At 55.0% G+C, this 12,891-nt stretch carries 14 protein-coding genes; 6 read left to right on the top strand and 8 right to left on the bottom strand.

The window, feature by feature from the left end; translation table 11 throughout:
• Nucleotides 1-55: 55 nt before the first annotated feature.
• Both K6L24_RS09960 and K6L24_RS09955 read right to left on the bottom strand, forming a co-directional pair.
• Entirely contained in the window at nt 56-1,060 is a 1,005-nt protein-coding gene (locus K6L24_RS09960; RefSeq protein ID WP_245006736.1) for a lytic murein transglycosylase, read from the bottom strand.
• Nucleotides 1,061-1,187: 127 nt separating this feature from the next.
• Nucleotides 1,188-1,463, bottom strand: a complete 276-nt coding sequence (locus K6L24_RS09955; protein ID WP_062746169.1) for a YcgL domain-containing protein — start codon at nt 1,461-1,463, stop codon at nt 1,188-1,190.
• A gap of 156 nt (nt 1,464-1,619) precedes the next feature.
• Here K6L24_RS09955 and minC point away from each other — a divergent pair, with 156 nt between their 5' ends.
• From minC to minE, 3 genes are read left to right on the top strand one after another with little or no spacing between them, the layout of a single operon-like run.
• Nucleotides 1,620-2,312: a septum site-determining protein MinC gene (minC, locus tag K6L24_RS09950; RefSeq protein WP_062746171.1), complete on the top strand. Its 693-nt coding sequence runs from the start codon at nt 1,620-1,622 to the stop codon at nt 2,310-2,312.
• Between the two features lie 42 nt (nt 2,313-2,354).
• Nucleotides 2,355-3,167 carry a septum site-determining protein MinD gene (gene minD / locus K6L24_RS09945; protein ID WP_062746173.1) on the top strand — a complete coding sequence of 271 codons (813 nt, stop codon included), beginning with the start codon at nt 2,355-2,357 and terminating at the stop codon, nt 3,165-3,167.
• A 3-nt stretch (nt 3,168-3,170) separates the two neighbouring features.
• Complete coding sequence (minE, locus tag K6L24_RS09940) at nt 3,171-3,446, top strand: cell division topological specificity factor MinE (protein ID WP_062746175.1); 276 nt, start codon at nt 3,171-3,173, stop codon at nt 3,444-3,446.
• A gap of 51 nt (nt 3,447-3,497) precedes the next feature.
• On the opposite strand, the gene rnd is transcribed toward minE, so the two are convergent.
• From rnd to yoaA, 5 genes are all read right to left on the bottom strand, one after another.
• Nucleotides 3,498-4,607: a ribonuclease D gene (rnd, locus tag K6L24_RS09935; RefSeq protein ID WP_062746406.1), complete on the bottom strand. Its 1,110-nt coding sequence runs from the start codon at nt 4,605-4,607 to the stop codon at nt 3,498-3,500.
• Nucleotides 4,608-4,725: 118 nt separating this feature from the next.
• A complete protein-coding gene (fadD, locus tag K6L24_RS09930; protein WP_137269693.1) occupies nt 4,726-6,411 on the bottom strand; it encodes a long-chain-fatty-acid--CoA ligase FadD in 1,686 nt (561 codons plus the stop codon).
• A 213-nt stretch (nt 6,412-6,624) separates the two neighbouring features.
• Entirely contained in the window at nt 6,625-7,221 is a 597-nt protein-coding gene (locus tag K6L24_RS09925) for a Slp family lipoprotein (protein ID WP_062746179.1), read from the bottom strand.
• A 59-nt stretch (nt 7,222-7,280) separates the two neighbouring features.
• The gene (tsaB, locus tag K6L24_RS09920; RefSeq protein WP_222682263.1) at nt 7,281-7,982 is read right to left on the bottom strand and encodes a tRNA (adenosine(37)-N6)-threonylcarbamoyltransferase complex dimerization subunit type 1 TsaB; all 702 of its coding nucleotides are present in this window, start codon (nt 7,980-7,982) and stop codon (nt 7,281-7,283) included.
• A gap of 33 nt (nt 7,983-8,015) precedes the next feature.
• Nucleotides 8,016-9,950: a DNA repair helicase YoaA gene (gene yoaA, locus K6L24_RS09915; RefSeq protein WP_062746184.1), complete on the bottom strand. Its 1,935-nt coding sequence runs from the start codon at nt 9,948-9,950 to the stop codon at nt 8,016-8,018.
• Between the two features lie 133 nt (nt 9,951-10,083).
• On the opposite strand from yoaA, the gene K6L24_RS09910 reads away from it, so the two are divergent.
• On the top strand, nt 10,084-10,428 hold the full coding sequence (locus K6L24_RS09910; protein ID WP_118664049.1) for a RidA family protein: 345 nt from the start codon (nt 10,084-10,086) through the stop codon (nt 10,426-10,428).
• 35 nt (nt 10,429-10,463) lie between these two features.
• Here the strand turns inward: K6L24_RS09910 and K6L24_RS09905 are convergent, their stop codons facing one another.
• Nucleotides 10,464-10,694 (bottom strand): YoaH family protein, encoded by a 231-nt coding sequence (locus K6L24_RS09905; RefSeq protein ID WP_137269691.1) that lies wholly within the window; start codon nt 10,692-10,694, stop codon nt 10,464-10,466.
• A 115-nt stretch (nt 10,695-10,809) separates the two neighbouring features.
• On the opposite strand from K6L24_RS09905, the gene pabB reads away from it, so the two are divergent.
• Nucleotides 10,810-12,177 carry an aminodeoxychorismate synthase component 1 gene (gene pabB, locus K6L24_RS09900; protein ID WP_222682262.1) on the top strand — a complete coding sequence of 456 codons (1,368 nt, stop codon included), beginning with the start codon at nt 10,810-10,812 and terminating at the stop codon, nt 12,175-12,177.
• A complete protein-coding gene (locus K6L24_RS09895) occupies nt 12,167-12,742 on the top strand; it encodes a CoA pyrophosphatase (protein WP_062746408.1) in 576 nt (191 codons plus the stop codon). Before pabB ends, K6L24_RS09895 begins: the two co-directional genes overlap by 11 nt.
• Nucleotides 12,743-12,891: the final 149 nt, after the last annotated feature.

Raw genomic sequence — 12,891 nt, 5'->3', positions numbered from 1 at the left:
GAGTGAGCGTGGCTGCGCTGGCATTATGCCATCGCAGCGATGGCTGATTGTCATGTTACTGCGCGGCAATGGCGTCTGCCATCATGCCAATACTGATAGCGAAATAGTATGAGCGATTCCAGTGCATCAATGTACGGAAATTGTCATAAACCATGAACGAACGCCCGCCGCCATCCTGAGGGGTGATAATCCAGGCCCGTTCGCCTGGCGCCCTATTCTTTGCAGGATCGATGACCTGAATCCCCCTCTGCTGCCACTGGCCCGGGGTTTTCGCCTGTCCGGTTTTCAACCCGGTCTGCTGCGTATCAAATTCTGCGGGTAGCGTGACTTCAGTCCCCCAACCCTGCCCGGCACGCCAGCCTTCCCGTTGCAGATAGTTAGCTATGGAAGCAAAAACATCATCCAGGTTGTTCCAGATATCAATTTTGCCATCACCATCGCCATCTTTACCGTAGTTAAGGAAGGAGCTCGGCATGAACTGGCTTTGCCCCATAGCGCCAGCCCAGGATCCTTTCAGATCAGCGGCGGTGATCTGCTGACGTTGAATAATACGCACGGCGGCCATTAATTCTTTAGTGAAAAACGCTTCACGCCGCCCTTCAAACGCCAGCGTGGCCAGCGCAGACACGACCTCTTCTTTACCCTGTATCTTGCCGAAGTGGCTCTCCAGCGCCCACAGGGCAACGATATACTGCGACTGTACCCCTGATGCAGAAGCGATAGGCTGCAGGGCATTCTGATACTGTTGCCGGTACTCCCGGCCCTGGGCAATTTTTTCCGGGGTCAGCACCCTGGCAAGATAATCATCCAGTGTCACCTTATTCTCAAGCTGGCCACGGTCTGATTTAATCACCCGGTCGACAAAATGTATGCCGTCAAACGCCGTGTCGATGGTCGCCTGATCGAAACCCTGCTGCCGGGCCTGCTCTTTGAGCTGTAGCACATAGGCAGGAAACTGAGCGGGATCGCGCCCCTGCTCTGCCAGCGTAGTGCCAGAAGAGGCGGTACTGCCGGGCGGGTTGAGAAAACTGGCTTGGCTGAAAGGGCTGACTGCCACCATCACAGAACATACGAGGAACTTCAGGGCTAACGGCTTCATGCGGGCATCCTTTTATCGCTATCTCCACCGGCATTTATAATAAAAACGAATGCTGACGCGTGGAGATATATTTGCAGATGATTCCGAATTAATCTTTTTTTACATCGTTAAGATGTGTCTTAAGCAGACTTTCGAGTGGAGGCGGAAGTTGTAAATAAAAACCGTCTTCACGCAGCGCTGTTTTCACTTTCTCAATATCTGCCCCTACCAGCTTCTTACTCCCGTCCAGTGGCAACACCATAGCAAGCTTAGGTTTACCAAAGCCCTTGAGCAGCGCCTCCGGCACGCGAGAGAAATCGTCTTTTTTTTCAACATAGAGATAAGTCTGGTCGCGCTGGGGACTTCTGTAGATCACACAAAACATATTTTTTACTCGAATTAACAGGGATGGTCACTTGCCTGAATATTACAGTAACTATAACATGCTTGCAGAACTTCGGAATATTGCCTGTCTTGATTAAGCACCTGAAAGTGGTGCTGATTTAGCCGGGACAGGAAATAACAGGACTGAGCGGGACAGATGTCACAATCGCCAATCGAGTTAAAGGGCAGCAGTTTTACGCTGTCGGTCGTTCATTTGCATCACACCGATCCTGAAATCGTGCGTAAAGCTATCGAGGAAAAGGTCAGTCAGGCCCCGGCATTTTTGAAAAATGCCCCGGTGGTGATCAACGTTTCCTCGTTAACCAGCGATGTTAACTGGCGCCAGATGCAGCAGGCGATAGTCTCAGCGGGTTTGCACATTGTTGGCATCAGCGGCTGCAAAGATGAACAGTTAAAGCGGATGATTTCGCGCTCCGGGCTGCCCGTTTTAAATGAAGGAAAAGAACAAAAGCGCAACGCCGAGTTAAAGCCCGTGGCTATTCCCTTTGAACAGCCCGCTACGAAAACCCGGCTTATCGCTTCCCCGGTCCGTTCCGGACAGCAAATTTATGCAAAAAACTGCGATCTGATTGTCACCAGCAGCGTGAGCGCAGGTGCCGAACTGATTGCAGACGGTAACATCCACATCTATGGCATGATGCGCGGTCGCGCTCTGGCGGGTGCTTCAGGCGATAAAAACTGCCAGATATTTTGCACCAGTTTATCTGCAGAGTTGGTCTCCATTGCCGGAAACTACTGGCTGATGGATCAGATTCCTGCTGAATTTTTTGGAAAAGCGTCGCGTCTTTGTCTCAAAGACGGCGCATTGACTATACAAACACTGAACTGAGCCAGGCTCTCGAGCCCTTTCTTTTCTTAAGGAAATTATTATATGGCACGCATTATTGTTGTTACATCGGGTAAGGGAGGCGTTGGGAAAACCACGTCCAGCGCGGCCATCGCTACCGGCTTAGCGCAGAAAGGTAAAAAAACCGTCGTTATCGACTTTGATATCGGCCTGCGTAATCTTGACCTGATTATGGGTTGTGAACGCCGCGTAGTGTATGACTTCGTTAACGTCATTCAGGGTGATGCCACGCTGAATCAGGCGCTGATTAAAGATAAGCGTACGGAGAACCTGTTTATCCTTCCGGCTTCCCAGACTCGGGATAAAGATGCGCTGACCCGTGAGGGCGTTGAAAAAGTGCTGGATGATCTGGCGACCATGGATTTTGAGTTCATCGTCTGTGACTCCCCGGCCGGGATCGAAACGGGCGCGCTGATGGCGCTGTATTTTGCCGATGAAGCGATCATTACCACCAACCCGGAAGTCTCCTCCGTACGTGACTCCGACCGTATCCTTGGCATTCTCTCTTCCAAGTCACGCCGCGCGGAACGAGGCCAGGATGCAATTAAAGAACACCTGCTGCTGACCCGCTACAACCCGGGCCGCGTTAACCGTGGTGACATGTTAAGCATGGAGGACGTACTGGAAATTCTGCGTATCCCTCTGGCAGGCGTGATCCCGGAAGACCAGTCAGTATTACGTGCCTCGAACCAGGGTGAGCCTGTGATCCTGGATGCCGAATCTGACGCTGGTAAAGCCTATGCTGATACCGTTGACCGTCTGCTCGGTGAAGAACGCCCCTTCCGCTTCATTGAAGAAGAGAAGAAGGGTTTCCTGAAACGCCTGTTTGGGGGATAAACCATGGCCTTACTCGATTTCTTTTTATCCCGAAAAAAGAGCACAGCCAACATTGCCAAGGAACGGCTACAGATTATCGTGGCGGAACGCAGGAGGGGCGATAGCGAGCCCCACTATCTGCCACAGTTGAAAAGGGACATTCTGGAAGTAATCTGTAAATACGTGAAAATTGATCCGGAGATGCTGAGCGTTAAGCTGGATCAAAAAGATGACGATATTTCTATTCTCGAACTGAACGTGACGTTGCCGGAAACGGAAACGGAAGAAACACCGAAATGATCTTCTCCTGCTCATGATTTTCCCCTGCTATTGCAGGGGAAAATTGCAGGCCTACTCCGCCGCTAACAGTGCAGCGATGCCCTCTCCCAAGAGTGCCCCACGCCAGCCATCTACCAGTTCCGGTTTACCCGCTTGTGGCTTCAGCTTCCAGTGCCAGTTCAGCAACTGATTAATCTGACGACGTGATGCCAGCAGTTCCTGGCTGACGCCGTGCTTTTCTGCCGTTTCTGCCACCAGCGCCTTCAGACTTTTGAAAACCTGTTTGTAATGGGGATAATCGATCAGGTTTGGCACCGGCTCGGGCAGCCGATCCTCAGCCATTGCACTGGCTTCGGCCACCATGGCCACCATCGCTTTACCATGGAAACGAATCTCCTGCCCTGGCAGACCCAGGTGGTCCAGTTCACCCAGAGAACCCGGCATATAGCGTGCCACCTTCCATAGGTTTTCTTCACGTACGACAAAATTAACCGCCATGTCCTTCTCACGGGCCAGCGTCAGACGCCAGGCCGCCAGCAGGCGCAGTGCGGCAAGCTGACGGGGACGCAGTTGCCAGGCATTGGTAATATCGCGATACGCCTCCTGCGGGTCTGTCACCGTGGTACGACGCTGGCACAGCAGTCGGCACTCATCAAGTGCGGCGGCCATCTGCCCTGCCGCTTCGGTTTCCGCCATCAGCTTTTCCGCTACGGGCAGCAAATAGAACACATCTGCGGCCGCATAGACGCACTGCTTTTCCGTTAACGGACGCGCCAGCCAGTCCGTGCGTGACTCGCTCTTATCCAGTGCGATGCCGGTAAAAGACTCAACGATGGTCGCAAAGCCACAGGACAGCGGACGACCGCTGAACGCCGCAAGGATCTGGGTATCAATCATCGGCTGCGGCAGGACGCCAAACTCGTGCTGGAACACTTCCAGGTCTTCGCTTCCCGCATGAAGATACTTGACGATTTGCTGATCCAGCAAAAGATCGCGAAAAGGCGTCCAGTCTGTGATCGGCAGCGGGTCAATCAGAGAGATGGTTTCCCCGTCAAACAGCTGGATCAGGCCCAGGCGAGGATAATAGGTGCGGGTACGAACAAATTCAGTGTCCAGCGCCAGCGCGGAAACCTGACGGGCACGCTGGCACACGTCGGCCAGCGCTTCATTGGTGGTGATCATCATGTAATTCAAAATAGCGTTCTCTCGCCGCGGGCAGACAGGCCTGCGGTCAGTGGTCAGTGCGCAATAAAAATGCCGGGTAGCCCGGCATGATTCGTTATCGGTAAAACAGCCGTTGTCAGACGGACGGCTGTGGTGTTTTCATCGCTTCCTCGCGCAGTTCGCGGCGCAGGATTTTACCGACGTTCGTCTTCGGCAGCTCGTCCCGAAATTCAACAATTCGGGGGATTTTATACCCTGTCAGATGACGTTTACAGTGGGCGATCAGCTCGTCTTTGGTCAGTGAGTCGTCTTTCTTCACGACACAAATCTTCACTGTCTCACCCGCCGCGTCATTCGGCACGCCGATCGCGGCGGCTTCACGGACTTTCGGATGCAGCATCAGGACATCTTCAATCTCGTTAGGATAAACATTAAACCCGGAGACCAGAATCATATCTTTTTTGCGATCGATAATGCGCAGGAAACCTTCGTGGTCAACGGTAACAATATCACCGCTACGAAGCCATCCATTTTTTAAAACTTCCTCCGTCGCATCCTGTCGTTGCCAGTAACCCGCCATCACCTGTGGCCCTTTAATACAGAGTTCACCGGGTTCTCCCTCAGGCATCTCATTACCTTCATCATCGACCAGCATAATATCCGTCGAAGGTACCGGCAGCCCGATGCTGCCGTTGTGGCACTGAATATCATAAGGGTTGACCGATACCAGCGGCGAGCACTCGGTCAGGCCGTAGCCTTCCAGTAGATAATGGCCGGTAAGTTTTTCCCAGCGTTCCGCCACGGCTTTTTGCACCGCCATTCCCCCCCCGGCTGACAGCGTCAGCGTTGAGAAATCCAGCTTGTTGAACCCCTCATCATTCAGCAGCGCGTTAAACAACGTGTTAACGCCGGTAATCGCGGTAAAGGGATACTTGCTCAACTCTTTGACCAGGCCTGGAATATCACGCGGATTAGTGATCAACAGATTCGCGCCGCCCAGCTCAATAAACAGCAGGCAGTTCACGGTCAGGGCAAAAATATGGTAAAGCGGCAGTGCCGTCACCACGGTCTCTTCTCCCGCCTTTAACAGAGAGCCGTAGGTGGCTTTGGTCTGTTCAAGATTCGCCTGCATATTACGGTGGGTAAGCATGGCGCCTTTCGCAACGCCAGTGGTGCCGCCGGTATATTGCAGAAAAGCGACATCCTCGTTCAGGATCTCCGGTCGGGTGTAGGTCATCTGCGCGCCGTTTTGCAGCACCTGACGAAAGGAAATGGCACCGGGCAGATAATATTTCGGTACCATCTTCTTAATATATTTCACCACGAAGTTCACCAGCGTGCCCTTCGCGGGAGAGAGCTGGTCGCCAAGGCGGGTCAGGACAACGTGTTTTACTGCAGTTTTAGCCACCACTTTTTCCAGCGTATGGGCAAAGTTGGAGACAATGACAATCGCACTGGCCCCGCTGTCGTTTAGCTGATGCTCAAGTTCGCGTGGTGTATAGAGCGGATTGACGTTCACCACAATCATACCGGCACGAAGCACGCCAAACAGCGCGATGGGATATTGCAGCAGATTGGGCATCATCAGCGCCACACGGTCGCCTTTCTTCAGCCCGAGGCCCTGTTGCAGATAAGCAGCAAATGCCCGGCTGCGCTCGTCCAGCTGGCGAAAGGAAAGGCTTTGTCCCATGTTAATAAAGGCGGTTTGCGCCGCGTAACGGAGCGCTGCATGCTCGAAAAGGTCAATTAAGGAGCCGTAACGATCGGGATTAATCTCAGCCGGAACATCGGCGGGGTAGCGGTTTAACCAAACCTTATGCAAGGAATCACCTCGAAAATTATTATTTGTTGTCATCGCAGCCTCGACCAGTCGGCATCTGTTAACATTATTTTAACTCAGCGTACCAGTTTGCTCAGGTCTCTGTTTTGAGGTTGCGAAGTCCATCACTAAATTTCTCTCGTCCGGAGAGGATCAAAAAAAAAGGCCGATCCGCTGAAATCCAGCGGACCCGCCGATTAATGTCTGACTTTTGATTTACTGGGTAAGGATGGTCTGTACCTGTGCCGGGCCGGTATTGTAGAAGCCCCAGGGGGCCGGCCCCCAATAGCCGCCGCGGTGACGTCCGTATCCCGGGCCATACCAGATCCACGGATCGATAGGCTGAGGCGGGGTCACAATCTGCTGCGTCATGTGCCAGCGCTGATAACCCGTTACGCTAATCACCAGGAACTGATACCGGGCTTCACCGATTTTACCCTTTTCCGTCCCTTTGATGGTGCCAACAACAGTGACCATCTGCTGGTTAAAGTCGACCGGGTCGATAAAGCCATTCACATCGGCAAAAATGCGGCCCATGGACGGTGAGCCCAGAATGGGCCTGGCCCCGTCGTCCAGCGGCATCGCGGCGATTTCCAGACGGGTCATCCCGTTGCGATTATCCACCTTGATCACTTTACCGCCAAAGCGTGACTCCTGGCCGGTAAACACCTCAGGCGCACTGAGCACCCGCACCAGATCCTGCTGTGGTGTCTCCGAGTGCCCCTTGATGGAGTCGGGCACGGTGACGCAGCCGCTTAACACCAGCGACGCTAAAAACAGAATGCTGCACTGCCAGACACTGGATTGACGCATAGACGCTCCCACGTTGTTATCCTACTTCGACTGTTGCCGGTTCAAATAGTTGCTCTGTACTACTCACGTCCGGGTAATTTTTTCCATGTCACTTCGTTACGAAGGTAGGTTGGCTCCGCATGTTCCGGCGCAACGGTCATGCCAGCGGCCAGCGCCTGCTGCGCCAGCGGCAGCATATCTTCCGCACAGGGCAACGTCACGTCCGAAGGCGTCAGTACCAGGCCACTGTTTTCCCCCATGAGCGGCCAGGCCTGCCAGCCCGTCCCCACGCAGGTCCACTCCTCGCTCAGGACTGCCATCCGCGCGGCTGCCGCTTCGGGTTTCAGCACGGCTTCGCTCGCCTCACCCACCCAGTTCCCCTGCCCGTCGCGCTGATATTCGGCCCAGTAAACCTCGCCCATCCGCGCATCAATGGCAGCCAGCACCCGGGTCGCCCCGTGCAGTCGCCACGCGCTTTGCGCCATGGTCATCAGTGTGGAGAGGCCAATTAGCGGTAACCCGGCTCCCAGTGAAAGGCCCTGCGCAATGCCAATGCCGATGCGGACCCCGGTAAAACTTCCCGGCCCCCGGCCAAAGGCCAGCGCATCCAGATCGTTCAGGGTGACGTCGCCTTCCTGTAAAATCTGCTGCACCATCGGCAAAATACGTTGCGTATGTTCACGCGCACAGAGTTCAAAATGTGCCAGCTGGCGCTGGTCATTCAGGAGGGCAACCGAGCAGGCTTCCGTGGCCGTATCAATGGCTAAAATTCGCGTGGACATAACAACCTCAGGGGAGAAAATTTTCGGCGCGCATCATAGCACATCACCGTCGGAATGATTACTGCCGCCGGTATTTTGCAGAAAGTCTATTGCCTTCTGCAGGTCACGCGTGCGGGGCGTGGGCGGCAGGCTGTTAACAAACACCGCGCCGTAGGGTCGCATCACCAGCCGGTTATCACAGATGACCAGCACGCCGCGATCGTCCACGTCACGGATCAGACGTCCGACGCCCTGCTTGAGCGCAATGACCGCATCGGGCAGTTGGACGTCATCAAAAGGTTCACCGCCGCGAACCTTACAGTCTTCCATACGGGCTTTCAGCAGCGGATCCTCGGGCGATGTGAACGGCAGTTTATCAATGATAACCAGCGACAGCGCATCACCGCGCACGTCCACCCCTTCCCAAAAACTGTTAGTCGCTACCAGCAGCGCATTACCCGCCGCCACGAATTGTTTCAGGATTTGTCCCTTGCTGGTTTCTCCCTGTAGCAGCACCGGCAGTGTCATCGTGGCCCTGAACTCAGCGGCCAGTTCACGCATCACCTGATGGGAGGTGCACAGGAAGAAACAGCCGCCGTTATTGGCTTCAATCAGCGGACGCATCATTCTGGCCAGCTGTCGGGCGCCCCCCGGCTGGTTAGGTGACGGCAGATTCCTTGGCACACACAGCAGAGCCTGACGGGCAAAGTCAAAGGGGCTGTTGAGGATCAGCGTTTCCGCTTTATTCACCCCCAGGCGCTCCACAAAGTGCGTCATCTGTTCGTTGACCGCGAGGGTGGCGGAGGTAAAGATCCAGCTCGCCGGGCGCTCATCCATCACCTCGCGAAAACGATCGGAGACGGACAGCGGCGTCAGTGCCAGCACAAAGTTGCGGGCGTTGCACTCATACCAGTAGCTGAAACCTGGCTGGGTCGTGTCTTTCAGCCGCTTAAGCCGTCCGCGATACAGGGCCGCCCGCTCAAAAGCCGCATCCAGCAGCGCAGAACGGCCCAGCGAGAGTTTCGCCACGTCATAGCACAGCTCCAGTGCGTCATCGAGCAGCAGCAGTGCGCGCTGGATCTGCGGGTTACTCAACAGCTCACGCAGATTGCCGCGAAAACCGGGATCCCCTAACGACAGGCGGAAATCCTGGGCGCTTTGCGCCAGCCGATCCGCCGATTTTTGCAGTTGCTGCATATCACGCACCTCGGTGCGGTAAGCAATGGTGATATCTTTCGCCAGGTCGAGCAGTTGTCTGCTGGAGAGCTGCTGGCCAAAATACTGGCTGGCAATATCCGGAACCTGATGCGCTTCATCGAAGATCATCACGTCAGCGTCGGGGATCAGCTCAGCAAAGCCGCTCTCTTTAACGACCATATCAGCAAGAAAGAGATGATGGTTCACCACCACCACGTCGGCATCCATTGCTTTACGCCGTGCCTTCACCACAAAACAGTCTTTGTACAGCGGGCAGTCGCTACCCAGACAGTTATCATTGGTGCTGGTCACCAGCGGCCAGATCGGACTGTCTTCAGCCACCCCACCGCAGGTGCTGATATCGCCATCGACCGTTTCATTCGACCAGCCACGCAGATGAACCAGATCGCTCATCGCCTGTACCGCCAGTTCGCCACCGGCCATCGACTGCTGTTCAAGCCGCTCAAGGCAAAGGTAGTTTGATCGCCCTTTCAGCAGGGCCATACTGCCTTTGAATTTCAGCGCCTTCGCCACCGTCGGCAGATCGCGGCTGTAGAGCTGATCCTGCAGGGCTTTGGACCCGGTTGACACAATGACTTTTTTACCGGAACGCAGCGCCGGAGCAAGGTAGGCGTAGGTTTTCCCCGTGCCGGTGCCCGCCTCGACCACCAGCTCACTTTTACTGTCAATGGCATGCGCCACTGCCGCTGCCATCTCGCGCTGAGGTTCACGCGGCCGGAAACCGGGGATCGCCTGCGCCAGTGCGCCTTCTGCTGCAAAATCGTCTACCACATACCCTCACCACCTGGTCAATACTACTGTAATTATGTCAGTATCCGCCTGCGCACTCCACCCTTTAGGTGACAGAGAGCGGTAATCTGTGCCAGTCTGTCGCGGTTTTAAGCGCATTGAAAAAGGAGCAAATATGACCATCGAACGTATCGATCCTGAACACAGGATGTCAGAAGCCGTGATCCATAACGATACGGTGTATTACACCAGCGTGCCGGAAAATCTGGATGAGGATGCAGAAGCTCAGACGGCCAATGCTCTGGCGGTGATCGATAACCTGCTGACCCGCGTCGGTTCAGATAAAAGCAAAATTCTGGATGCCACCATTTTTCTGGTGGATAAAAACGATTTCGCAGCAATGAATCGTGCGTGGGATGCGTGGGTGTCGCCGGGTAACGCGCCGGTGCGCTGTACGGTGCAGGCCAACCTGATGAACCCGAAATATCGGGTAGAAATTAAAATTGTTGCCGCCAGATAATACGTTCCCCTGCCGATCTGGCAGGGGTTAACCACTTATTCGTCGTACTCTTCTTCTTCTTCGTCGTGGTTATTGTCACCCATATAATCTTCTTCATCCTCATCGAACATCACCGGGACGTGTCCACCGGTGTGGTTCTCACGGATTTCAGCAGCAACCAGCGTTATCGCCTCGCCGCTGCTCATGCCCTCTGACATCAACTTCTGGATGCGTTCTACCGCGTCCTGCTGCTGCTCATATGACAGCGCGGGTAATCCTGTAAACATAGTGACTCCTGAGGTAGTTTGCGGTGCGGATTATTCCACGGGCGACAAAGAGATGCCAGCGACATAAAAATATGTCACGCTTGGCGTATGAATGAAATTTCACTGCTGAAGAACCATGTCACCTGTTTATCACCGTCTCCATTATACGCCAGATGCCATTGAGCATCATTTTGCCCGCCTCGCCCACCACCCCTGGGCGATGCTGCTGCATTCCGGATTTGCCGATCACAGCGATAATCGCTTTGATATCCTGGTGGCCGACCCCCGCGCCACGCTGACCACCCGCGGCAAAGTGACCACCATTGATGCGGATGGTGCGCAACAGCGCTCAGGCGACGATCCGCTGACGCTGCTGCAACAGCAGTTAGCTGCCTGTGGCTTGCAGGCAGAACAGCATCAGGATCTGCCGTTTCAGGGTGGCGCGCTGGGTCTGTTTGGCTATGACCTCGGCCGGCGTTTTGAGAAGCTCCCATCCACGGCAGAAGCGCAGCTGACCACGCCAGATATGGCTGTCGGGATTTATGACTGGGCGCTGATTGCTGACCATCACCAACAGACGCTGACGCTGGTGGTACATGGCGACCTCACGGCCCGCCTTCAGTGGCTTGAAGCACAGCAGCCCGCAACGGTTTCCGCTTTCCATCTGACCCACCCCTGGCGCGCAAATATGTCACGGGAAGAGTACGGTGAGAAGTTTCGCCAGATCCAGCAATGGTTACTTTCAGGCGACTGTTATCAGGTTAATCTGGCTCAGCGTTTTGCCGCGGGCTATCAGGGCGATGAATGGCAGGCCTTTTTGCGTCTGTGCCGGCAAAATCGCGCACCGTTCAGCGCCTTTATTCGCCTGCCGGACAGCGTGATCCTCAGCCTGTCGCCGGAGCGTTTTATTAAACTCACCGGGCAGCAGATTGAAACCCGGCCCATTAAAGGCACCCTGCCACGGCTGGCCGATCCCGAGGCCGACCGGCTGCAGGGAGAGAGGTTGGCACAGTCACCGAAAGACCGCAGTGAAAATCTGATGATTGTCGACCTGCTGCGCAATGATATTGGCCGGGTCGCCGTGGCGGGCAGCGTGAAGGTTCCCCAGCTGTTTGTCGTCGAACCCTTTCCGGCAGTACATCACCTGGTCAGTACCATTACGGCCGAACTGAAGTCAGACCTGACCGCCTGTGACCTTCTCCGCGCCTGTTTTCCCGGCGGATCCATTACCGGCGCGCCGAAAGTCCGGGCGATGGAAATCATTGAAACGCTGGAGCCCCAGCGGCGGAATGCCTGGTGCGGTAGCATTGGTTATCTCAGTGTCTGCGGTCGGATGGATACCAGTATAACTATCCGCACCCTGATCGCCGAACAGGGTACGCTCTACTGCGCGGCCGGGGGAGGCATCGTTGCCGACAGCGACGAAGCGTCGGAATATCAGGAAACGTTTGATAAAGTAAACCGCATTCTGCCGTGCCTGGAGTCGCCGCTTGATACGTTCTGAACCCTCCGTGCTGTCGCACTTCCTGACGCGTTTTCTCTTACAACCTCCGTCAGCAGGACAGCCTAATTTACCGCGCCGTCAGGCGGCAGTGCTGGTGCCGATTATTGCCCATCCTGAACCGACGCTGCTCCTGACCCGCCGTGCCGCCACGCTGCGCAAACATGCGGGTCAGGTCGCCTTCCCCGGGGGCATGATGGACAGTAGCGATACCTCCCTGGTGGCCACTGCGCTGCGCGAAGCCTGGGAAGAGGTGGCGATCCCACCCGATGCGGTTAACGTCATTGGCGTACTGCCTCCGGTGACCAGCAGCACCGGTTTTCAGGTCACGCCGGTGGTAGGCATCCTGCCCGCTGGCCTGCGCTGGCAGGCTAATGAGGGGGAAGTCGAATCTATCTTTGAAATGCCGCTGGAGGAAGCGCTTCGCCCCGGGCGTTATTCCGCTCTGGATATTCATCGCGCCGGCCAGACACATCGCGTCTGGCTGTCCTGGTTCGATGACTACTTTATCTGGGGAATGACTGGCGGGATCATCCGTCAGTTGAGCCTGCAAGTGGCAAAATCCTGAGAGATCGACTAAAATACAGGCATTAGTTGCATCAAAATCCGTCTTTACATTATTTTTCACCAGATTATTGCCAACGGGCGATCCAAATCACTGCAATACGGTGCTTTTTCATTTATATTTCTCGCAAATATGTGGGCACCCGTTCTTAC

This window comes from Erwinia persicina, assembly GCF_019844095.1.
In the GTDB taxonomy this organism is placed as follows: Bacteria; Pseudomonadota; Gammaproteobacteria; order Enterobacterales; family Enterobacteriaceae; genus Erwinia; species Erwinia persicina.
This window is presented reverse-complemented; position numbering and strand designations above follow the sequence as displayed.